Raw genomic sequence first — 22,429 nt, forward strand, 5'->3', positions numbered from 1 at the left:
AGGTGCGAGACCCCTGTGGTCGCCTCGGAGAGGGCGGGCCGATCAGCCTGAGGGCCGCCCGTGCCCCGCGTGGTCCGGAGCACGGGCGGCTTCCTGCCAGGAGGAGCACCAGTTGACGGGTTGCCGTGGGCTACAGCGGCAGCGCCTGCGCCGTGTTCGGCTCGACCGAGTCGGCGGGGGCCGGGAGGGCCGGCAGCAGGTGGCCCGTGTCCTCCTCGCGGTGCTGCTGCGGCAGCGACACCGGACGCAGCTGACGCGGTCCGGAGACCACCGTGTAGTCCGGCCCGAGGAACGGCGGCGTCACCTCGCCGGGGTCCTCGCCGAGGGCCAGCCGCACCGCCGCCCAGGGTGCGTTGATCCCGCACAGCGACAGCTGGTGCAGCCCGCCGGCCGGGCGGGTGTTGACGTCCATGAGCACCGGCTCGTCGCCGTACATCCGGAACTGGATGTTGGACAGGTAGTGCAGCCCGAAGCCCTCCGCGATGCGGCGGGCCGGCTCCAGCCAGCGCTCGTGCAGGGTGAAGCCCCGGCGCCGGCCGTTCTTCGTGCGGCCGACGGCCATCCGGACGCGGTTGTCGGGGCCGGTCAGGCAGTCCACCGACACCTCGGGCTGCTCCAGACGCGGCATCACCAGCCAGTCCACCGGCTCGTCGGCCGTCCGCAGCGCGTCGAGGACGAGGTCCAGCGGCACGTGCGGGCTCGGGAAGCCGCTCAGGTGCGTCATCGAGAAGGGGGTGCGCGTGATCACGCGGAAGCCCACGCCGCCCGCGCCGGACGCCGGCTTGAAGCAGGCCCGGTGCCCGTTCGCCTCCAACTCCTCGACGGCGGCGAGCAGTTCGTCGGCGGACCGGACCCGCCACCACGGCGGCACCGGCACCCCGATCGCCTGCACGGCCTCGTAGGCGACCACCTTGTCCTGGAAGACGGCCACCGCCTCGGGCGGCGGCGCCAGCAGCGCCGTACCGGCCGACTCGAACTCCGCGCGGTGCGCCACGATCGCGGCCTGGTGCAGCCGCGGCACGAACACGTCGATGCCGCGCCGTGTGCACTGGTCGAGCGCGAACTCCACGTAGGCGGCCGGGGACAGGCCCTCGGGCTCCAGTTCGGCGGTGTCGGCGGCGGCCAGCACGGGTGAGTCGGCGTCGCCGTGCGTGGCATGGATCTCGACGGCCCGGTCGCTGGGATTTCTCCGCAGCTGATCCATGAAGAACACGTTCTCCGCGTACGTGCGGTTGAGCCAGACGCGTACGCGAGAGACCATGCAGGCCGCCTTTCAGGGTTCGCGGGCAGGGCTGAGCGGCCCGTGCCCGGGCAGGTCGAATGGAGGTACACCAAACCGCCCTGCGCGATGGCAAATCGAGACGGTGGTGTTGGGGCGATCATAGGGGTTCGCGGGGTGCCGCGTGCAACGCGTGTGTTACGGATTCACGCGATCGCGCCGTGCCGCTCCCGGGCGTCGCCGCCGGGGCTCTCCCCAGGAGCTCCCCGGGCCCTCTCCAAAGCTTTGCCCAGGGCTTTCCCCAGGGCTCTCTCCAGGAGATCGCGCGGTGTCGTTGCACCTTGTGGCCGAGGCGTCCGGCCGACCTTGTCCGGGGGCGCGGGATGTGATCTCGTAATGCCGAACGTGTGCTCGGAGGGGGCGAGGGCGTGACGTCGACGACCGACGGTGTGGGACAGGTGTGGGCCGTCAGCGACCTGCACATCGGCTATCCGGAGAACCGCGAGATCGTCGAGCGGATGCGGCCCGCCTCGGACGACGACTGGCTCCTCGTCGCGGGTGACGTCTCCGAGAAGGTGGCGGACATCCGCTGGGCGCTGAAGACCCTGGCGGGCCGTTTCCGCAAGGTCGTCTGGGCGCCCGGCAACCACGAACTGTGGACCCATCCCAGTGACTCCGTCGCCCTGCGCGGCGTCGAGCGCTACGACCACCTCGTCGACATGTGCCGCGACCTCGGCGTGGTCACCCCCGAGGACCCGTACCCCGTCTGGGAGGGCCCGGGCGGCCCGGTCGCCGTGGCGCCGCTCTTCCTGCTGTACGACTACACGTTCCTGCCGGCCGGGTCCACGACCAAGGAGGAGGGGCTCGCCTACGCGCACGGCACGGGTGTCGTGTGCAACGACGAGTACCTGCTGCACCCCGACCCGTACCCCACCCGCGAGGACTGGTGCCGGGCACGGGTCGAGGCGACCGAACGCCGGCTCGCCGAACTGCCCGACGACCTGCCGGTCGTCCTCGTCAACCACTATCCGCTGGACCGGCATCCCACGGAGGTCCTCTGGTATCCCGAGTTCGCCATGTGGTGCGGGACCCGGCTGACCGCGGACTGGCACCGCCGGTTCCCCGTCCACACCATGGTCTACGGCCACCTCCACATCCCGCGGACCACCTGGCGCGACGGCGTCCGCTTCGAGGAGGTGTCGGTGGGATACCCCCGCGAGTGGCGCAAGCGGCCCCAGCCGCCGGGACGGCTCAAGCGCATCCTGCCCGGAGAGGACGAGACGCCGTGATCGAGGAGTTGCTGCCGGACACCGCCGTCGTCGTGGAGGCCCACGGCGGCGAGGGCGGCGAGGCGCCGCTGTACCCGGAGGAGGAGGCGCTCGTCGCGCGGGCCGTCGAGAAGCGCCGCCGGGAGTTCGCGGGAGTACGGTCCTGCGCGCGCCGTGCCATGGAGAAGCTCGGCGTGCCGCCGCAGCCGGTGCTGCCCGGCGAACGCGGCGCCCCCCGCTGGCCGGACGGCCTCGTCGGCAGCATGACCCACTGCGCCGGCTTCTGCGGCGCCGCCCTCGCCCGCGCCGGCGACCTGGCCTCCCTCGGCATCGACGCCGAGCCCGCCGGGCCGCTGCCCGACGGCGTCCTGCCCGCCGTGGCGCTGCCCGCCGAGGCGGAGCGGCTGCGCCGGCTGGCCGCCGAGCGGCCCGAAGTGCACTGGGACCGGCTGCTGTTCAGCGCCAAGGAGTCCGTCTACAAGGCGTGGTTCCCGCTGACCCGGAAGTGGCTGGACTTCAGCGAGGCCGACATCGAGATCTCCGTCGACCCCGGCGACCGCCCGAGCGGCACCTTCCGCGCCGCGCTCCTCGTCCCGGGCCCGTGGGTCGGGGACCGCCGCGTCGACCACTTCGACGGCCGCTGGACGTACCGGGACGGGCTGCTGGCCACCGCGGTGTCCATCACACCGGCCTGACGGACGGAGACCAGCGGGCCTGGCGGGCAGGGCCTGGCGGGCCGGGCCGAGCGCCGTCTCACCGCCGGGTGCGGTGCCCCGCCCGACCTGCCCGACCCCGCGTGTCAGGCCTCCGGGCACCACTCCCGCAGCAGCCGGAAGAACGCCTCCTCGTTTCCGCTCAGACCGGCCTCCGCCAGGGCCAGTTCGGCCTCCGCGAGGACCGACGGCGGGACGACGGGGGGAACCACGGGAGGAACCACGGGCGGGATCGGGACGTCGGGCCCGGCGCCGGGCCCGTGACGGGGGTCCGGCGGGCCCGATGCCGCGTCGAGGGTGGCTCGCACCGTGTGCAGGAGTCGGAGGTAGGCCTGGACCGCGGTGCGCTCGCGGTCGGTCAGTACGGCAGTGGGCATCGGTCGGCTCTCCCCGTGTCGGCGTCGTCGTGTCCCGCGCCGTGGCGCGTACGCCTCCGTACGGCGGCGCACTCCCAGCTTGCCGCCCACCACTGACAATCCGGCCGCGCTGCACGTCGGTTCGCCCGCTCAGCCGAGCTGAAACGCCCCGGGGAACAGTGCGCCGGGGCTCACGGCAGCGCGACACGGCTCGCGACCACGCCACGCGCCCCTGCGGAACCGCAGGCCCCGGACCTGAGACCTCCAGCCGTCCCGCACCCCCGGGGCACCGCCTCCCGCCCTCGCGCCCCCAGTCCACCGCCCTCCCGCCGGGCCGGCCCCGTCAGGAGATCAGCGCCGCCGCCTCCCACCCAGCCGGTGAGCACGGCGCGCCGGCATGCCCCACCAGTTGGGGTGCACGAACACCAGCGCGTCCAGCGTCGCGACCACGGTGCAGTGCCACCGGCTCGTCACCGGCGTCGGCGGCCTCCCGTACGGTCTCCGTCCCGTCGGCGGACAGCACCTCTTCGATCTTCTGGGACCGGTCGTAGAACGTCCGCACCCGGCGGGAAGCCCTCGGCGCACAGGTCGTGTGCGAGCACCTGGCAGCCGCGGTCGCGCAGTTCGGCGACGACGGCGTCGAACACCGCGTGGTTGAAGCTCCCCGGCCGCGGATGGGCGAGATAGGCGCCGACGCGCACTGAACCGTCCCCGTTCAGTTCTGCTGGCGGCCCAGGTAGCCCAGGGAAGCCTCGATGCGGCCGGCCAGCCGGTCCCGCTGCACCGGCGCCCGCAGCGACGAACCGGCGAGCCACGTACGGCACTTGCTGGCCAGCAGCAGGCCGAAGCTCTCGGCCTCCTTCTCGTCCGCCTCGTCGAACCGGGTGCGCGCCGCCACCTTCAGGACCGTCGCGTGCAGATCGGCGTCGTCGTCCAGCAGCCGGGCCGCGACCGCCGCGCCCTCCACGTGGTGCGCGCAGTGCCCGGCCTTCATGTGCCACAGCTCGTGGCCCAGGATCACCAACTGGTGGTCCGGCGCGGTGCGTTCCTCGATCACGACGAGGTCCTGCTCCGCCATGTCGAGCCACAGCCCGCTCGCGGTGCCGGGCGGGAAGGCGGCGGTTCGGAAGAGCACGGGACGGCCGCGGCGTCTGCTCATCGCGTCGCACAGCGCGCCGTACAGGTCGCTCGGCCGCGCCGGTGCGGGAAGCGTCAGCTCCGCGACCAACTCGCCGCACAGGCGGCGCATTTCCCTTGCGGTTCCCACACTTCTCCCCACGGTCAGGATTCGGGCCGCTTGACGCTCTCCAGGAGCATGTCCAGCCACTCCGCGACCTTGTCGCGGTGCTGGTCGGTGGGCAACTGCGCGGCGCGCCAGGCTATTCCGCGGACGCCGTGGTCCTGCAGCAGTCTCTCCAGCGGGTCGTCGGCCACCGCGGCGGCGCGGCGCTCGGTGTCGGCCAACTTCTGCAGCAGTTCCTGCTCGGTGCGCTGGAGGGCGCCGGTGAGCGCCTCGGGGTCCTCGGCCGTGAGGAAACCGGCGTGCACCCGGAAGAAGCGCTGGATGGCGTCGCAGTGCTCCATGGTGGGACGCCGGTCGCCGTTGATGAGGGCGCCCGCCTGCTGCCGCGACATGCCGGCGCCGTCGGCTATCTCCTGCTGGGTGTACTTGCGGCCGTTCGGCTTCAGCCGGGTGCGGCGCAGCAGGTCGAGGCGTTGCAGGAAGCGGGCCTGCACATCGGGTTCGCCCGCGTCCCGGCCGGCGAGCAGCGCCTTGACGACGGACTCCGGGACGCCGGAGGCGACGGACAGACGGCCGACGTCGAAGACTTCGGCGTGCGGCACCCCGAGCCGGTCGGCGAGTGCGGTGACGCGGGTGACGACGGCCGTCAGCGCGGCCGAGGGCGTGACGCCCGGACCCTCGAAGCCATCCGTCACCGCCAGATCTCCTACGTCTCTCACAGGCTTCTCACAAGCGGTTGCCGTGAACTTCCCGGAGAGTAGCCCGTGTCTCGAACTCACATCCAGGTCTCGCCACAACTGTGGCCAATTCCAGCCGTCAACGGGCATGAAATGCCACGATAGTTGACATGGCAAGCTTCTGGGCAGCAGGATCGGGGCGCCGCGTGAAGGCCGCATAGGCAAGAGGGGTGACCTCCCGATGGCGTTTCAGGCAGGAGGGCAGCGGCCGGCACCGCGGCCCGTCCCCGACGGTTGTGAGGACCAGGCGTACGTGCGGGACTACGCCGGCTATCTGGAGGCCGTGCCCTTCCCCTCCCTCGTGGTCGACCACCGCTGGGACGTGGTCCTGGCCAATGGTGCCTTCCGGTCGCTCTTCCGTGACATCGGCCCGCATCCCACCGCCATGCCGGGCGACAACTTCCTCCGGTTCGTGCTCTTCCACCCGGACGCGGGCACGGTCCTCGGCGAGCACGAGTCGAGCTGGTGCCTGCCGATGCTGGCGCACTTCGCGGACGCCGTGGAGCGCCACGGACACGACCACGTCCTGCAAGCCGTGCGCCGCGAGATCGCCCAGGACCCGATCATGGAGGCCGCCTACCGGCAGGGCCTGCCGCACTGGATCCGCGCCGTGGGCAAGGGTGCCGTCGAGCACGACGGCGCGGTGCGCCCGCTGGTGCACCCCGACCCGCGCTGGGGCAGCACCGAGTGCCGGATCGTCGTCGAGACACCGGCGGCACTGCGGGACATGGGATACACGCGCCTGACGCTGGTCCTGCGCGAGCCCCGCCGCGCCCCGGCCTCCAGGGACCGCGGCACCCGCCGCGCCGCCACGCACCTCAGGGTCGTCCCCTCGGAGTGACCCGGTCCGTCGGCCCGGCACACGCCGCGCCGACGAGACCCGTGCCGTGAACCGGCACGGCACACGCCGTACCGACGACCTTCACGCCGACGCCATCGCGCCCTTTCCCGACGTTCCGTGCTCCTGGAACACTCCTTTCGCGCGCGTTCCGTCACACCCGGCCGGTCCCGTCCCCCTACCCGGCGAGAGGTCCTCCGTCATGCCCGAAGTCAACCGGCGTCGCTTTCTCCAGGTCGCGGGCGCGAGTGCGGCGTTCTCCGCGCTGTCCGCCAGCATCCAGCGGGCCGCCGCGCTCCCGGCGAACCACCGCTCGGGGTCCGTCGAGGACGTGGAGCACATCGTCGTCCTCATGCAGGAGAACCGTTCGTTCGACCACTACTTCGGCACGCTGCGGGGCGTCCGCGGCTTCGGCGACCCGCGGCCGGTGCGGCTCGACAGCGGCAAGTCGGTGTGGCACCAGGAGCAGGACGGCCGCGAGGTGCTGCCGTTCCACCCGGACGCCGACGGCCTCGGCATGCAGTTCCTCGAAGGGCTCCCGCACGGCTGGCCGGACGGCCAGGCCGCCTACCGCGACGGCAAGTACGACAGGTGGCTGCCCGCGAAGGGCACGACGACCATGGCGTACCTGACGCGGGAGGACATCCCCTTCCACTACGCCCTCGCCGACGCGTTCACCGTGTGCGACGCCTACCACTGCTCGTTCATCGGCTCCACCGACCCCAACCGCTACTACATGTGGTCGGGGCACACGGGCAACGACGGCGAGGGCGGCGGCCCGGTCCTCGGCAACGACGAACTCGGCTACGACTGGACGACGTACCCCGAACGTCTGGAGGCGGCCGGGGTCTCCTGGAAGATCTACCAGGACGTCGGGGACGGCCTGGACGCCGCCGGCCACTGGGGCTGGATCGAGGACGCCTACCGCGGCAACTACGGCGACAACTCCCTGCTGTACTTCAACAAGTACCGCGACGCCCGGCCCGGCGACCCGCTGTACGACAAGGCCCGCACGGGCACCGACGTGAAGAGCGGCGACGGCTACTTCGACCGGCTGCGGGCCGACGTGACGGCCGGGACGCTGCCGCAGGTCTCCTGGATCGCCGCCCCCGAGGCGTTTTCCGAGCACTCCAACTGGCCCTCGAACTACGGCGCCTGGTACATCGCGCAGGTCCTCGACGCGCTCACCGCCAACCCGGAGGTGTGGGCGAGGACCGCGCTGTTCATCACGTACGACGAGAACGACGGCTTCTTCGACCACGTCGTGCCGCCGCTGCCGCCGAAGTCCGCCGCGCGGGGCAGGTCCACGGTCGACGTCTCCCTGGACGTCTTCCCGGGCAGCAGGACACATGTGGAGGGCTTCTACGGGCTCGGTCCGCGGGTGCCGATGCTGGTGGTCTCGCCGTGGAGCAAGGGCGGGTTCGTGTGCTCCGAGACCTTCGACCACACTTCGATCCTGCGGTTCATGGAGCGCCGGTTCGGCGTCCGCGAGCCGAACATCTCGCCGTGGCGGCGGGCGATCTGCGGCGACCTGACGTCCGCGTTCGACTTCTCCCGCAAGGACAGCAGGCCGGCCGCGCTGCCGGACACCGACGCGTACGAGCCGCCGGACCGCGAACGGCACCCCGACTACCGTCCGACGCCGCCCGCCGACCCGAGGCTGCCCCGCCAGGAGCGCGGCCTGCGGCCCGCTCGCCCGCTGAAGTACGCGCCGCACGTGGACGGTTCGGCCGACGCCGGCGCCGGGACGCTGACGCTCACCTTCGGTTCCGGCGCCGAGGCGGGCGCCGCGTTCCTCGTGACGTCCGGCAACCGCGCGGACGGTCCCTGGACGTACACGACCGCCGCCGGCCGGACGGTCTCGGACACGTGGAACTCGGCGTTCTCGGACGGGGTCCACGACCTCACCGTGCACGGCCCGAACGGCTTCCTGCGCGCCTTCCGGGGCCGGGGCCGCGCGGCGGGCCCCGAGGCGACCGCCCGCCCCAGCGGCGACGACATCCGGCTCACGCTCACCAACACGGGCCCCGGCACGGTCCGCCTGAGGATCACCAACGGCTACGGCGGCGCGCCGGCGACGGTCGCGGTGCGCCCCGGCGCCACCGTGCGGCACACCGTCGGCCTCGCCCCGAGCCGCCGCTGGTACGACCTCACGGTCACGTCGGACTCCGACCCGTCCTTCCTGCGCCGGTTCGCGGGCCACGTCGAGAACGGCCGGCCGGGCGTGAGCGACCCGGCGACCGCCACCGAGTAGCGCGCCGGCTGCCGCCGGCCGCCACCGGCCGACGGCGGCCTCACGGCACGGTCCTCAGACCTCCTGGCCGCTGCCGCCGCCCGACGCCTTCTCGATGCCCTCGGTGATCTCGTCGATCACGGCCTCGGACTGGTCGGTGTCGACGCCGAAGCGGACGACGACGATGTTCCCGGGCACGGTGGGGGAGGGGAACGCCAGCGACTGCACGTAGCCGTCGGCCCCCTTGCTGGTGACCGCCTTCCAGCGGACCAGGTATCCCTTCTGCCCGGCGACGGCGACGGCCTTGGAGGCGAGCACGTCGTGCGAGGTGATCGCGCCGTAGGACTTGCCGCCGTAGGACTCCTCGGCGTTCTTCGCGATGTCCGCCTTGGCGACCTCCTCCGGGGTGTCGCCCCTCGTGCCGAGCGCGATCGCGGGCGCCGAGTACGCGCCGCCCTTGGTGCACGTCTTGGACGTGTCGCCGGGGCACTCGTACGCGTCCTCGGACGTCACCGACGCGCCGACGTCGAGGGCCTGGCCGTACCAGCCGTCGGGTATGGGCAGGCTTATCCCGCTCATCGCGTCGGTGACGGAGCCGCTCTCGACCTTCGGCGGCTCGGACCCGTCGGGCGACGGACCGTCCTTCCCGCCGTCGCCGCCGGAGCCCCCGGAACCCCCGGTGTCGCCGGGCCGCCGGCCGTCCGGGCCCTGCGAGGCGGCGGTGCCGCCGCCCGTGCCGCCGTCGTCGTTCAGCACGTACACACCGGCGCCGATGCACGCCAGCACCACCACGGCCAGCACCACGGCCGTCCCGGCGCGCAGCCCGCGCCGGGACGACGGGCGCACGGGATACCCCGCGTACCCGGGATGCACCGGATACGCCCCGCCGGTCTGCGGCTGCCCCGGGGGACCCCACGCGGCCGCCCCGCCCGCGGGCCGGGTCTGCGCCGTCCATGCGTTGCCGTCCCACCAGCGCTCGGTGGCCGGACCGTCACTTGTCTGCCCGGGGTCGGGGTACCACCCGGGAGGAGTCGCCTGCGTCATGGCCCCACCGTATGAGGCGACGGTGAAAGCCGGATGAGAGCCCCACCCCCCGAGACCACCCCCGAGACCACCCCCGAGACCTCTCCGGGTCCCCCTGGCCCTCACCCGTGAAGCTTTCGTGAACGTCCCGCGCCAACCCCCGGCGGGGCGGGGCCCGTTGGCGGAACCCGGAATCCGGGCCCCCTGGTGGTGAGCCGGGGGCGTCGCTTCGCCGATACCAGGTGTCACCCGTCACGGCAACTGCTGCGCGGAGGACGCACCACTGGGCCGATCGGGCGGCTACGCTCGGGTTCTGTACGTCGTTCGGGCGACTTGGGGAGGTAGCGGGATGACGGAGGTACGGCCCACGGCCGCCGCCTCGGCTTCCCTGTGGGAGCGCGACGAGGAAGTCGCCGCCGTGGAGAAGGCGGTCGGGATCCTGTGCGCGGACCGCTCCTCGTCGGGCAGCGTGCTGGTGTTCCGGGGCGAGGCCGGACTGGGCAAGACCGCCCTGCTCGCACAGACCCGCCGCATCGCGGAGGCCCGCGGATGCACGGTGTGGTCGGCGCGCGGCGGCGAGACGCTGAAGTCCGTCCCCTTCAACGTGGTACGGCAGTTGCTCCAGCCCGCGCTCGTGTCGATGCTCCCCGAGGAGGCCCGCGAGTACCTCGGCGACTGGTACGACATCGCCGGACCGGCCCTCGGCATAGCGGAACCCGGCGAGCGGCAGGCCGACCCGCAGGCCGTGTGCGACGGCCTCGTCGTCGCCGTACGGCGGCTCGCCCGGCGCGACTGGCCGCTGGTGCTGCTGATCGACGACGCCCACTGGGCCGACCAGGAGACGCTGCGCTGGCTGGCCGCGTTCGCCGAGCGCGTCACCGACCTGTCCGTGCTGCTCGTCGTGGCGCGCCGCCCCGGCGAGGCCGCCGGTGAGAGCGCCCGCCACCTCGAGGCCGTGACCGCCGTCTCCGACCGGCCCTGCGCCGCGCTGAGCGCCCTCACCCCGCAGGCCACCGCGGGCCTGACCCGCGCCACCCTGGGCGAGCACGCCGACGCCGCGTTCTGCCGCGAGGTGTGGGCCGTCACCGGCGGCAACCCGTACGAGACCGTCGAACTCCTCGCCAAGGTCCGGGACAGCGAACTCCAGCCCACCGAGGCGCAGGCCGCCGAACTGCGCGCCCTGAACCGCGCGGCCCGTGGCGGCGGCCTCGTCGCCCGGCTGGAGCAACTCGGCATCGACGCCACGAGGTTCGCCTGGGCCGCCGCCATCCTCGGCAACGGCATCACCGTCGACCTGGCGGCCCGGCTCGCCACCATGACCAGGGCCGACGCCCTGCGCTGCGCCGAACTCCTCTCCGAGGCCCGCATCCTGACCCCGCCCGACCCGGCGAACGGCCCGGTGGACGACGGCGACCTGGAGTTCGTCCACCCGCTGATCGCGACCGACGTCCTCAAGTCGATCCCCGCCGCGCTGCGCACCGCCATGCACGGCATCGCCGCCCAACTCCTGCTGGACTCCGGCCGGGGCGTCGCCGCCGCCTCCCGGCACCTGCTGGAGGTCCACCCGGACGACGACGAGGAAGTCGTCGAGCAGTTGCGGGAGGCCGCCCGCGAACACCTCGCCGTCGGCGCCCCCGACGCCGCCCTGCGCTGCCTGGAACGCGCCCTGGCGGAACCGCCCCGCCCCGAGGTCCACGCGCGCGTCCTCTACGAACTCGGCTGCGCCACCCTCCTCACCGCGCCCGCCAAGACCATCGGCCACCTGCGGACCGCGCTCGGCATGCCCGGACTCGACGGCGAGGCCCGCGTGGACGCCGTCGTCCGCCTCTCCCAGGCGCTGCTCCACAACAACCAGGTGGAGGAGGCCGTCCGCACCGTCGAGGCCGAGGCCGCCCGGCACGAACCGGGCCCCGCCCGGATGCGGCTGCAGGCCGTGCACTTCATGTGGGAGGGCATCCACGCCGGGGAGGTCACCTCGCCCCGCCGCAGCGAGCGGCTCGCCGACCTCGCCGCGACCTGCCTCGGCCGCGACAACTCCGAGCGCGCCCTGCTGATGCTGCGCGGCTTCGACGCGATGACCCACGGGGAGAACGCCGAGGAGGTCGCCGAACTGTGCGACCGCGCCCTCGTCAACGGCCGCCTGGCACCGGGCCTCGGCTGGACGGACACCGAGTGGGGCATCGAACTGCCCCTGATGCTGGCCACCGCCTACGCCTACACCGACCGCCTCGACCGCGCCGAGAGCCTCTACAACGAGGCGCTCAGGGCCTACGAGTCGGCGGGCTGGCGCGGCGGCCACCTCGCCCTCGCGCACGCCTACGTCGGCCTCGGCCACCGCAGGCGCGGCCGTCTCAGGGAGGCGGAGCAGTCGCTGCGCGAGTCCCTGCGCCTGGCCGAGAGCGTCGGCCGCGGCCTGCCCCTGTACTGGTCGGCCACCTGCAACCTCGTCGACACGCTCCTCGCCCGCGGCCACGTCGACGAGGCCTGGGACATCGCCGAGCGCTACGAGTTCGCCCCGCCGTACCCGTCGACGATCGTGATGCCGGACCCGCGTTCGGTGCGCGGCAGGCTGCTGCTGGCGACCGGCCGCACGAAGGAGGGCGTCAACGAGCTGGAGGCGGCCGGGAAGGCGGCGGCCTCGCGCGGCCACCACAACCCGGTGCTCATGCCGTGGGCCGCGGACCTCGCCCGCGCGCTGGCCGTCGAGGACCCGGCCCGCGCCGCGCACCTGGCCCTGGAGGCCCGCCGGCACGCGGAGCGGTTCGGCACCGACACCGCCATAGGGGAGGCGCTGCGCTGCGCCGCCGCCCTGGAGTCGGGCCGGCGGGCGGTGCAGCTCGCCGGGCAGGCGGTCGCCCGCCTGGAGGCCTCGCCCTGCCAGTACGAACACGCCGTGGCCAGGGTCGAGTACGGCATCGCCGCCCGCTCGACGGCCGAGCTGGAGCGCGGCCTGGCACTGGCCCGCTCCTGCGGCGCCGACGGACTGGTGGCCCGCGCGGAGGAACTCCTGGCGGCCGGGGCGGCCCTGCGCTGACTCGGGCGGGGCGGGCCTGCACTGACCTGGGCGGGGCGGGTCTTGGCTCCTTCGCTTCCGCGTCCCGGCGTCCGCCGCGTGGCCGACGCGGCCGAAAAGCTCCGCGACCCCGGCGAGCCCTTCGCCGCGCGGCCCTGACCCGAACGCCCGCCGGGCGCCGCCCGACGACATACCCGCTTGCGCTCACCGCTCACCGCTCACCGCTCACCGCTCACCGCTCGCCGGGAGCCTGCGCGAACACCACCCACACCTGGCCCTTGGCGAAGTTCACCGGCGTGCCGTCCTCTTGCGTGAACGACGTTCCCGCCGTGGCCGACGGCCGCTTCCAGGCGACCTCGTGCGCGCGCCCGTCGCGCAGCACCGTCGCCCGCCCCGAGCCCACCGTCTCGGTGTACGGCGTGTTGTTGCCGAGGAAGTCCCGGAAGCCGGACGGGCGCACCGTCACGTACTGCACGACGACGGTCGCCGGAGCCGGCTGCCGCGCGGCCGCGGCGCCGTCCATCCCGACGAGCCAGCCACCCCGGCCCCCGGACCAGGTGAACGTGAAGCGGGCCGCCGGGTAGCGCACCGTCAGCGAGTCCTCGGCCCGGCCGCCCGCCGGAGCCGCCCCGTACCGGAAACCGGTCGTCAGCGCGTCCGCACCCGGCGCCGACGGCACCAGCCGGTCCGGCCGCACGTACAGGTTGTGCGGCGCGGCCCGCCCGCGCTCGCGGAAGTACCCGTCCTTCTCCCGCGCCGGTGACGCGTCCCGCAGCGGGGCGTCCTCGATCAGCGGCTTCAGCTTGCCCTGCGCCCCCGAGTAGGCGAGCGTCGGGCGCCGGAACTGCGCCAGCAGTTCGAGATCGGACTCGCGCGCGCTGCGCACCGGCCCGACCGCCTCCGGCAGCTTCGTCGCGTACACGGCCATCAGCCGGCTCAGCCCGCCCTCGACCTGCTCCACGTACACCACGTCCGCGGCGTCGAGACCCGTGTGCGGCCGGGCGGCGCGGGCGTTGTCGATCTTCACCGCGAGGACGGAGGCGGCGGTGTCCGCCGTGCCGCGCGACGGGGCGCGGCTCGACGCCCGGCCGTCGTCCGCCGGGCCCGGGCCCGCGGTGCAGCCCGCCGCGAGCGAGGCCGTCACCGCCGCGGCCAGCACCGCCGTCGTCCTGGCGCGCCCGAAGCGCGTCCCTCGTCCCTTGGCCACCGTCGCCCACCCTGTCCTGGTCCCTTGATTGTGCGCTTGTCAGGTCAAAAGTGGCCATACCCGATCGGTTTCGGTCGCGCCCGGTGGATGGGCCGAACGGCCCACGGCGGGTCCGGCGGGCGGAGAGGTTCGGTGCCGGGGCGCCGGGTACCCGGGTGCCGCCGCAGAACCGAGGACCTCAGAACCGAGGACCGAGGACCGGAACCGGACGCCGGCGGAGGGAGCGGGCGCGATGAGGGCAGTGACCTGGCAGGGCAAGCGGGACGTGCGCGTGGAGAACATGCCCGACCCGAAGATCCAGGAGCCGACGGACGCGGTCATCCGCATCACGTCCACCGGCCTGTGCGGCTCCGACCTACACCTGTACGAGGTGCTCACGCCGTTCATGACACCCGGCGACATCCTCGGACACGAGCCGATGGGCATCGTCGAGGAGGTCGGCGCCGAGGTCACGAACCTCAAACCCGGCGACCGCGTCGTCGTCCCCTTCCAGATCGCCTGCGGGCACTGCTTCATGTGCTCCACCGGACTGCCCACCCAGTGCGAGACCACCCAGGTCACCAGCGAGGGCATGGGCGCCCCCCTCTTCGGCTACACCCGCCTGTACGGCGCCGTCCCCGGCGCCCAGGCCGAGTACCTGCGCGTCCCGCAGGCCCACTTCGGCCCGATCAAGGTCCCGGAGGGCCCGCCCGACGACCGCTTCGTCTACCTCTCCGACGTCCTGCCCACCGCCTGGCAGGCCGTCGCCTACGCCGACGTCCCCCAGGGCGGCACCGTCGCCGTCCTCGGCCTCGGCCCCATCGGCGACATGGCCTGCCGCATCGCCCAGGTGCGCGGCGCCGGACGCGTCTTCGGCATCGACCTCGTACCGGAACGCCTGCGCCGGGCGCGCGCCCGGGGCGTCGAGACGTACAACCTGCGGGCCTTCGACAACGAGAAGGAACTCGTCGCCGCCATCCAGGACGAGACCGACGGCCGCGGCCCCGACGCCGTGATCGACGCCGTCGGCAGCGAGGCCCACGGCAGCGCCGCCGCCCGCCTCGTCCAGCAGGCCGCCGCGATGATGCCCCGCCGCCTGAGCGGACCGCTCGCCGAGCGCTTCAGCGTCGACCGGCTCGCCGCCCTGTACACCGCCATCGAACTGGTCCGGCGCGGCGGCACCCTCTCCCTCGTCGGCATCTACGGTGGCACGGCCGACCCCATGCCGATGCTCACCATGTTCGACAAACAGCTCCAGATCCGTATGGGCCAGGCCAACGTGCGCCGCTGGAGCGACGACATCCTGCCCTACCTGACGGACGAGGACCCGCTCGGCGTCGACGACTTCGCCACCCACCGGCTGCCCCTGACGGACGCGCCGCACGCGTACGAGATGTTCCAGCGCAAGCAGGACGGCGCGGTGAAGGTGCTGATGGAACCCTGAGCCGGCCGGAGCCGGCGGTCAGCGGGTCTTTGGCGGGGCGAAGATCTCCGCCAGTTCGTAGCGCACCGGCTCCTCCAGCTGCGCGTACGTGCAGCTCTGCGGGGTGCGGTCCGGGCGCCAGCGGCGAAAGCGCGCAGTGTGCCGGAACCGCGCCCCGTTCTCCATGTGGTCGTACGCCACCTCCGCCACCCGCTCCGGCCGCAGCGGCACCCACGACAGGTCCTTCTTCCCCGACCAGCGGGACGGCGCCCCCGGCAGCCGCGCCGTCTCGTGCGCCGCCTCCTCGGCCCACGCCGCCCACGGATGCCCCGCCACGTCGTCCATGCGCAGCGGCTCCAGCTCCGCCACCAGCTCCGCGCGCCGCTTCATCGAGAACGCCGCCGACACCCCCACGTGCTGCAACGCCCCCCGGTCGTCGTACAGACCCAGCAGCAGCGAACCGACGACCGGCCCGCTCTTGTGCAGCCGGTAGCCCGCCACCACCACGTCCGCCGTCCGCTCGTGCTTGACCTTGAACATCGCCCGCTCGTCCTGGAGGTACCGCACCCCCAGCGGCTTCGCCACCACCCCGTCCAGACCGGCGCCCTCGTACTGCTCGAACCACCGCTCCGCCACCGCCGCGTCCGTCGTCGCCGGCGCCACGTGCACCGGCGCCGTCACCCCGGACAACGCCCGCACCAGCAGCGCCCGCCGGTCCGTGAGCGGCACGTCCAGCAGCGACTCGTCGTCCAGGGCCAGCAGGTCGAACGCGACGAACGAGGCCGGGGTCCGCTCCGCCAGCGTCCGCACCCGCGAGGCGGCCGGATGGATCCGCTCGGTCAGCGCGTCGAAGTCCAGCCGCCCCTCCCGGGCGATCACGATCTCCCCGTCCAGCACACACCGCCCGGGCAGCCGCTCCCGCAGCGCCGCGACCAGCTCCGGGAAGTACCGCGTCAGCGGCTTCGTGGTGCGGCTGCCCAGTTCCACCTCGTCCCCGTCGCGGAACACGATCGCGCGGAACCCGTCCCACTTCGCCTCGTAGTGCATGTCCGGGGGAATCCTCGGCACGGACTTGGCGAGCATCGGCTTCACGGGCGGCATCACCGGGAGATCCATGGTCCGATTCTGCGCCCGAAGCATCCCGTCCGCCCGGTGTGCGAGGTCCGTCCCCTGCGCCTACCGTGGCCGCATGGGTGACGCGGTGGAACTGGAAGCGGGCGGGCGCACGGTACGCCTGTCCAGTCCCGACAAGGTGTTCTTCCCGGAGCGCGGCTACACCAAGCTGGACCTCGCCCGGTACTACGTGGCCGTCGGCCCCGGCATCCTGCGTGCCCTGCGCGACCGCCCCACCACGCTGGAGCGCTACCCCGACGGAGTGAGCGGCGAGTCGTTCTTCCAGAAGCGGGCCCCCAAGAACATGCCCGACTGGATCCCGACCGCCCACATCACCTTCCCCAGCGGCCGCAGCGCCGACGAGATGTGCCCCACCGAGGAGGCCGCCGTGCTGTGGGCCGCCCAGTACGGCACCCTCACCTTCCACCCCTGGCCGGTCCGCCGTGCCGACGTCGACCGCCCCGACGAACTCCGCATCGACCTCGACCCGCAGCCCGGCACCGACTACGACGACGCCGCTCGCGCCGCCCACGAACTGCGCGCCGTCCTCGACGAGTTCGGCGGACTGCGTGGCTGGCCCAAGACCTCCGGCGGCCGGGGACTGCACGTCTTCGTGCCCATCGAACCGCGCTGGACCTTCACCCAGGTGCGGCGCGCCGCCATCGCCGTCGGACGCGAGATGGAACGCCGCATGCCCGACCGCGTGACCATCAAGTGGTGGAAGGAGGAACGCGGCGAGCGGATCTTCATCGACTACAACCAGACCGCCCGCGACCGCACCATCGCCTCCGCCTACTCGGTACGGCCCCGCCCGCACGCCCCCGTCTCCGCGCCGCTGCGCTGGGAGGAGGTCGGGCAGGCGCATCCGCAGGACTTCGACATCGCGACCATGCCCGCGCGCTTCGCCGAACTCGGCGACGTGCACGCGGACATGGACGACCACGCCTACTCCCTCGACGCGCTGCTGGAGCTGGCGCGGAAGGACGAGCACGACCACGGGCTGGGCGATCTGCCGTACCCGCCCGAGTACCCGAAGATGCCGGGCGAGCCGACCCGGGTCCAGCCGAGCCGGGCCAGGAAGGACCGGCCCCCGGCCGCTTCCTGACACCCGGCCCGGCCGGTGGGGGCCGGGGCGCTCGCCCCTACAACTCCCGGATACGGACGTCCCGGTACGAGACCACGTCCGTCGTGCCGTGCACCTGGAGCCCGATGTAGCCGGAGGCGAAGCGCCGGCCGTCCGTGCCCGGGTCGTCCGAGCGCGGCGGCACGAAGACCTGCCCGCCGGTGTTGTCGAACTCGTTGATCAGCACGCCGTTGCGGTACACCGAGTAGTGCTGGTCGACCACCCGGATCTCGTAGTCGTTCCAGGTGCCCTTCGGGGTCACGCCCGCGCCGGACAGGCCCACGCGGTCGAAGCCGTAGACCGAACCCGTCTTGTACATGTCGCCGTCGGGCCGGTCGAACACCTGCACCTCGTGCCCGTACTTGATGGCCGCCCACTCCGGCCGCGGCTCCTCCGGGTGGTCGTGGATCCACGGGAACCGCACGAAGACACCGGAGTTGGCGTTGCCCGTGCCCGGCGCGTCGTCACGCCACTGCAGACGCAGCGAGAAGTCGCCGTACTTGCGCTCCGGGAACCACAGCATGCCCAGGCCCGCCTTGGTGGTGCCGGACGTGATCGACCCGTCCGCGTTCAGCGCGAACGAACCGCCGCCCACCTGCTGCCACCGCGCGAACGACTCCGCGCTGCCGTCCAGGATCTTGCGGTAGCCCTCCGTCTGCCCGGGCTTGCCGATCCCGGACTGCCGGGCGGCGCGCTGGACGGCGTTGTACTCGCGCTGGTCGACGACGCCTTCCTTCAGCAGCGCGTCCAGGACGGACTTCACGTGCTTGAGGAAGAGGGCGTGCGAGGTCCACTCCTTCTCGTCCTCGATCAGCTCGTTGATCCGGCACCGGTTGTCGGTGACCCGGTTCGGGACACCCGAGTCGACCGTGCCGACGATCACCGTCAGCCGCTCGTCGTACTCGGGGCAGTCCGGCGCGGGGACCCCGCCGCCGGCCACCACCGTGAAGCTCACCGTGCGCGGCTCGGAGGTGTTGCCGGCCTTGTCGGTCGCCCGGTAGGCGACGGTGTGGGTACCGATGCGGTCGACAATCAGCGGTGCGCTGTATGCGATGTACGGTCCGCTGTCGAGTGAATACTCGACACCGGCCACACCCGACCCGCCGTCGTCCGTCGCCGCGATCGTCACCTCGGCCCTGCCGACGTACGCGCCGTCGGCGTTCTTCGTGCCCGCCACGGTCACGCCCGTCACCGGCGGCGTGGTGTCCTGCGGGGGCGCGGAGACCACCGTGAACTCGACGCTCTTCTCGGCCGCCGCGTTGCCCGCCTTGTCGGTGGCGCGGTACCGCACGGTGTGCGTGCCGGCCTCGTGCACCATCACGGGCCCGGTGTACGCCCGCCACGCGCCGTCGCTGCCGATCGCGTACTCGATGCCGTTCACGCCGGACCCGGTGTCGGACGCGGTGACGGTGACCGTCGCCATGTCGACGTACGTCCCGTCGGGATTGCGTTCACCGCTGACCGTCGCCGAGGTCTCCGGCGGCGTGGTGTCGTCCGACGGCGGGGCGACGACGGCGAACGTGACGCTCTTCTCCGCCGACACGTTGCCCGCCTTGTCCAGCGCCCGGTAGCGCACCGTGTGCTCGCCGACCCGGTCGACCACGACCGGCGCGGTGTACGGCTGCCAGGCGCCGTCCGCCCCGAGCGCGTACTCGATCCGGTCCACGCCGGACCCGCCCGCGTCGGTCGCGGCGATCGCCACGCTCGCCGAACCCACGTACTGGCCCTCGGCGTTCTGCGTGCCGCGCACCTCGGCCGTCGCCTCGGGCGCCGTGGTGTCGTCCCCGCCGCCGTCGGTCACCACGAGGACGCCCCGCATCTCGCCGTGGCCGGGGATCGTGCAGTGGTACAGGTACCGGCCGGGCGTCAGGGTGACCTCGGCGGTGTGCTTGCCGCCCTGGTCGTCGTTGGGACTGGCCAGGATGTTCAGCCGCACGTCGCTGTTGTACTCGGGGTCGCTCGTGACGAACGTCAGGGTGTGCGGCATGCCGGTGGTGTTGCCGGTCGCCGCGCTGTTCTCGAAGACGATCGTCGCCGGGCCCGCCACCGCCGTCGCCGGTGCCGACGTGTACTTGGTGATGTCGTCGCCGGCGGTCCAGGTGAGGACCTGCGCGGCCCGCGCGGACGGGGTGTCCTGCCCGGTGGCCGTCGTCTGCAGGCCCAGCGTCATCAGCAGGGCGGCCAACAGGGCTGCCCAGACTCTTCGTTGCCGTGTCAGCCGTGTCACCGGCTCCTCCTCGCGAGCTGGTCGGCCGCGGGCGTCGGCCCGCCGCCGGTGTAAGTCACCTTCCACAGCGCCGACTTGGCGTCCGAGGTGAAGAAGCCGCGCCCGTAGTCGAGGACGTACAGGGCGCCGTCGGGACCGAACTTCCAGTCCATGAGGTTCTTGATGCCGTCGTTGCCGACCGGCACGATCTTCTTCAGCGACTCCGAGTGCACCGGAAGACCGCCGTCTCCCTGGGTGCGCGGATCCATGAGCACGGCGTTGCGGGGCTGGTCGGCGTCGTAGAAGTCGCCGACGAACCACTTGCCGTCCCAGTACGACGGCCACTTGGCCGCGCTCGTGCTCGTCGCGTCGTAGCGGTAGACGGGGCCGTTCATCGCGGCCTGCCCGCCGCCCTTGAGCCACGGCAGCCGGTAGGTGGCCTCCTCCGCCTTGTAGGAGGGGACGCCGTTCGCGTCGCGCGGGAAGTCCGGCGCCCCGCCCTGCGGCGAGTACCAGATGTTGTTGCCGGTCACCGGCGGCACGTCGACCAGGCCGTCGTTGTGCGGCGACTCGTTCTTGGGGTGGTCGCAGTCGTACCAGCCGAGGGGCTTGCTCGGATCGGGCAGATTGCGGTCCCGGTAGGGCTGCTTGTTGCCCATGCAGTACGGCCAGCCCCGGTTGCCCGCCTCGGTGATGACGGCGAACGTGTCGTACTTCGCCGGTCCCCACACCGGTGACGGCTGGCCGGCGTCCGGCCCGACCCAGCCCGCGTAGAGGGTGTCGGTCGTCTTGTCGACGAAGATGCGCGCCGGGTTGCGCACGCCCATCACGTAGATCTCGCCGCGTGTTTTGCCGCCGCCCTCGTCGGTCTCCCGGCCGGTGAAGAGGTTGCCGTCGGGGAGGGTGTAGGTCCCGTCCGGTTCCGGGTGGATGCGCAGGATCTTGCCGTTGAGGTTGTTGGTGTTGCCGGCGGTGCGGCGGGCGTCGGCGAACGAGACGCCCTTGAAGTTCGGCTCCGGGTTGTTGCCCGAGTAACCGCCGCTGAAGCCGCTGGAGTTGTTGTCGCCGGTGGCGATGTACAGGTTGCCCTTGGAGTCCCAGGCCATGCCGCCGCCCGAGTGGCAGCAACTGTGGATCTGTACGGGCCACTTCAGCAGCACCTTCTCGCTGCCGGGGTCGAGCCTGCCGGACGCGTGGTCGAAGGTGAACCGGGAGACGCGCCGCTCGGCCATGTGCGTCTCGCGGTCGATCTCCGAGTGCGGGGTGTAGTGCAGGTACACCCAGCCGTTGTCCGCGAAGCGCGGGTCGAGCTCGATACCGAGCAGCCCCTCCTCGACCTTGGTGAGCTCGTCGCCGCCGCCCTTGTTGCCGAAGACGGTCAGCTCGCCGGCCAGGGTGACCTGCCTCGTCTTCGGGTCGTAGACGTGGATCTCGCCCTTGCCCTTGCCGATGTCGGGGTTGTTCCAGTCCGTGATGACCGGCTGCGAGGCGTCGGCGCCGCCGCGGCCGATGTAGAACACCCGGCCGTCGGGGGCGGTGACCAGGCCGTGCGGCTCGCCGATCTGGTCGTTCTGCCCGGGCTGGTTGGGCCGGGTGAGGCGTTCGGCCTTGTAGTTGCCGCTGATGGTGGCCTTGCAGTCGGCCTGCGCGATGCGGGTCGTCCACAGCAGGGCGCCGCGCAGATGGGCGCGGAAGTCGGTCTCGTCGTAGGAGGAGACCGTGCCGCCCATGCCGGTGTAGAACGACCGCCCGCCGTCGTAGTCCCGGCACCAGCTGATCGGATGGTCCCAGCCGTTCGCGGACGACCCCGGCTGGTATGTCGACTCCCGTACGCGGGCGACTGTATGCACCTCACCGGAGGGGTTCTTCGTCCAGTTCAGCCACCGGTCCGGTCGCTTCCACTCCACCGGCAGGTCCTTGGTGGCCGGATGCCGGCGGTCGCCGACCTCGACGGTGGCCCGCTGCGCGGTCGTCGGCGACGACGCGGCCGGGCGGGCCCCGATGAGTCCGGTGAACCAGTCCGAGTACGGCTCGGCGCGGGCCGCGTCGTGGATGCCGACGAATCCGCCGCCGGCCTCCATGTACGCCTCCAGGCCGGCCTCCTGGTCGGGGTCGAGGACGTCGCCGCCGCCGGTCAGGAACACGATGGCGTTGTAACGCCCCAGCTCCGCCTCATCGGTGAAGACCGAGGCGTCGTCCGTCGCCTCGACCCGGAAACGTTCGGCCGACGGACCCGACAGGCCGATCCGTTCGAGGGCCTCGATCCCGGCGTTCACGGCCGGGGACTCCTCCCCGGCCGCTGAGCCGTGGAACAGCAGCACCCGCACATTCGCGCCACCGGGCGGCGACTTCACGGACATCGTTGTCACGGACGGTTCCGGCAGCGGGCCCGCGTCGGCGGCGGGGGCGGACAGCAGCCCCGCGGCGACGAATCCCGCGGTCAGGGACGCCGCCCGGGTTCTCCGCCCGGTGCTTCTCGCGCTCAATCCTCGTTGGTGCATGGGCCGTTGATGCGAGGTGAATCGCATGTGGTCACCCACCCCTCCTCGGTCGCGGCAACAGCGCCAAGGAAGCTAGACGTCTTTGCGTGGTTCGCCAATAGGTATGACCGTGATTCAACGAACTTTGTCCTGAGTGTGGATAAACCCGCGCCGGGTCGGTACCGTCGCACAGGTTCCTCACAGCTACGCCCCCTTGCAGACCGTCACATTCCGCATCCGGATGGGGAGTTCGGC

Annotated in this window: 16 protein-coding genes; 7 read left to right on the top strand and 9 right to left on the bottom strand. The window is 72.7% G+C overall.

Annotated features, from left to right (window positions below; all coding sequences use genetic code 11):
• Positions 1 to 130: 130 nt before the first annotated feature.
• The gene (locus ACZ7D7_RS16170; RefSeq protein ID WP_470824927.1) at positions 131 to 1,261 is read right to left on the bottom strand and encodes an ATP-grasp domain-containing protein; all 1,131 of its coding nucleotides are present in this window, start codon (positions 1,259 to 1,261) and stop codon (positions 131 to 133) included.
• Positions 1,262 to 1,647: 386 nt separating this feature from the next.
• Here ACZ7D7_RS16170 and ACZ7D7_RS16175 point away from each other — a divergent pair, with 386 nt between their 5' ends.
• Positions 1,648 to 2,508 carry a metallophosphoesterase family protein gene (locus ACZ7D7_RS16175; protein ID WP_470824928.1) on the top strand — a complete coding sequence of 287 codons (861 nt, stop codon included), beginning with the start codon at positions 1,648 to 1,650 and terminating at the stop codon, positions 2,506 to 2,508.
• Positions 2,505 to 3,182, top strand: a complete 678-nt coding sequence (locus ACZ7D7_RS16180; protein ID WP_470824929.1) for a 4'-phosphopantetheinyl transferase family protein — start codon at positions 2,505 to 2,507, stop codon at positions 3,180 to 3,182. Before ACZ7D7_RS16175 ends, ACZ7D7_RS16180 begins: the two co-directional genes overlap by 4 nt.
• Before the next feature lie 104 nt (positions 3,183 to 3,286).
• On the opposite strand, the gene ACZ7D7_RS16185 is transcribed toward ACZ7D7_RS16180, so the two are convergent.
• The 3 genes from ACZ7D7_RS16185 to ACZ7D7_RS16195 form a co-directional block, all read right to left on the bottom strand.
• Positions 3,287 to 3,577, bottom strand: coding sequence for a hypothetical protein (locus ACZ7D7_RS16185; RefSeq protein ID WP_470824930.1), 291 nt, complete (start codon positions 3,575 to 3,577; stop codon positions 3,287 to 3,289).
• Between the two features lie 694 nt (positions 3,578 to 4,271).
• Positions 4,272 to 4,805 carry a toxin-antitoxin system, toxin component gene (locus ACZ7D7_RS16190; RefSeq protein ID WP_470825336.1) on the bottom strand — a complete coding sequence of 178 codons (534 nt, stop codon included), beginning with the start codon at positions 4,803 to 4,805 and terminating at the stop codon, positions 4,272 to 4,274.
• A gap of 32 nt (positions 4,806 to 4,837) precedes the next feature.
• A complete protein-coding gene (locus tag ACZ7D7_RS16195) occupies positions 4,838 to 5,494 on the bottom strand; it encodes a helix-turn-helix domain-containing protein (protein ID WP_470824931.1) in 657 nt (218 codons plus the stop codon).
• A 223-nt stretch (positions 5,495 to 5,717) separates the two neighbouring features.
• Here ACZ7D7_RS16195 and ACZ7D7_RS16200 point away from each other — a divergent pair, with 223 nt between their 5' ends.
• Together ACZ7D7_RS16200 and ACZ7D7_RS16205 are read left to right on the top strand one after the other, a co-directional pair.
• A complete protein-coding gene (locus ACZ7D7_RS16200) occupies positions 5,718 to 6,377 on the top strand; it encodes an MmyB family transcriptional regulator (protein ID WP_470824932.1) in 660 nt (219 codons plus the stop codon).
• 199 nt (positions 6,378 to 6,576) lie between these two features.
• Positions 6,577 to 8,628: a phosphocholine-specific phospholipase C gene (locus ACZ7D7_RS16205; RefSeq protein ID WP_470824933.1), complete on the top strand. Its 2,052-nt coding sequence runs from the start codon at positions 6,577 to 6,579 to the stop codon at positions 8,626 to 8,628.
• Positions 8,629 to 8,682: 54 nt separating this feature from the next.
• Here the strand turns inward: ACZ7D7_RS16205 and ACZ7D7_RS16210 are convergent, their stop codons facing one another.
• A complete protein-coding gene (locus ACZ7D7_RS16210) occupies positions 8,683 to 9,651 on the bottom strand; it encodes a DUF2510 domain-containing protein (protein WP_470824934.1) in 969 nt (322 codons plus the stop codon).
• 328 nt (positions 9,652 to 9,979) lie between these two features.
• Here ACZ7D7_RS16210 and ACZ7D7_RS16215 point away from each other — a divergent pair, with 328 nt between their 5' ends.
• The gene (locus tag ACZ7D7_RS16215) at positions 9,980 to 12,664 is read left to right on the top strand and encodes an ATP-binding protein (protein ID WP_470824935.1); all 2,685 of its coding nucleotides are present in this window, start codon (positions 9,980 to 9,982) and stop codon (positions 12,662 to 12,664) included.
• A 211-nt stretch (positions 12,665 to 12,875) separates the two neighbouring features.
• Here the strand turns inward: ACZ7D7_RS16215 and ACZ7D7_RS16220 are convergent, their stop codons facing one another.
• Positions 12,876 to 13,850 (bottom strand): DUF3048 domain-containing protein, encoded by a 975-nt coding sequence (locus ACZ7D7_RS16220; protein ID WP_470824936.1) that lies wholly within the window; start codon positions 13,848 to 13,850, stop codon positions 12,876 to 12,878.
• 232 nt (positions 13,851 to 14,082) lie between these two features.
• Between ACZ7D7_RS16220 and ACZ7D7_RS16225 the strand changes: the two genes are divergently transcribed.
• On the top strand, positions 14,083 to 15,273 hold the full coding sequence (locus ACZ7D7_RS16225; RefSeq protein ID WP_470824937.1) for a zinc-dependent alcohol dehydrogenase: 1,191 nt from the start codon (positions 14,083 to 14,085) through the stop codon (positions 15,271 to 15,273).
• An 18-nt stretch (positions 15,274 to 15,291) separates the two neighbouring features.
• On the opposite strand, the gene ACZ7D7_RS16230 is transcribed toward ACZ7D7_RS16225, so the two are convergent.
• Positions 15,292 to 16,368 carry an ATP-dependent DNA ligase gene (locus ACZ7D7_RS16230; RefSeq protein WP_470824938.1) on the bottom strand — a complete coding sequence of 359 codons (1,077 nt, stop codon included), beginning with the start codon at positions 16,366 to 16,368 and terminating at the stop codon, positions 15,292 to 15,294.
• Between the two features lie 73 nt (positions 16,369 to 16,441).
• On the opposite strand from ACZ7D7_RS16230, the gene ligD reads away from it, so the two are divergent.
• Positions 16,442 to 17,470, top strand: coding sequence for a non-homologous end-joining DNA ligase (gene ligD / locus ACZ7D7_RS16235; RefSeq protein WP_470824939.1), 1,029 nt, complete (start codon positions 16,442 to 16,444; stop codon positions 17,468 to 17,470).
• A gap of 37 nt (positions 17,471 to 17,507) precedes the next feature.
• Here the strand turns inward: ligD and ACZ7D7_RS16240 are convergent, their stop codons facing one another.
• Together ACZ7D7_RS16240 and ACZ7D7_RS16245 are read right to left on the bottom strand one after the other, a co-directional pair.
• Positions 17,508 to 19,658, bottom strand: a complete 2,151-nt coding sequence (locus ACZ7D7_RS16240; protein WP_470825338.1) for an OmpL47-type beta-barrel domain-containing protein — start codon at positions 19,656 to 19,658, stop codon at positions 17,508 to 17,510.
• Positions 19,659 to 19,711: 53 nt separating this feature from the next.
• Positions 19,712 to 22,195: a ThuA domain-containing protein gene (locus ACZ7D7_RS16245; protein WP_470824940.1), complete on the bottom strand. Its 2,484-nt coding sequence runs from the start codon at positions 22,193 to 22,195 to the stop codon at positions 19,712 to 19,714.
• Positions 22,196 to 22,429 lie beyond the last annotated feature (234 nt).

The organism is Streptomyces sp. NPDC037054, from assembly GCF_055606745.1.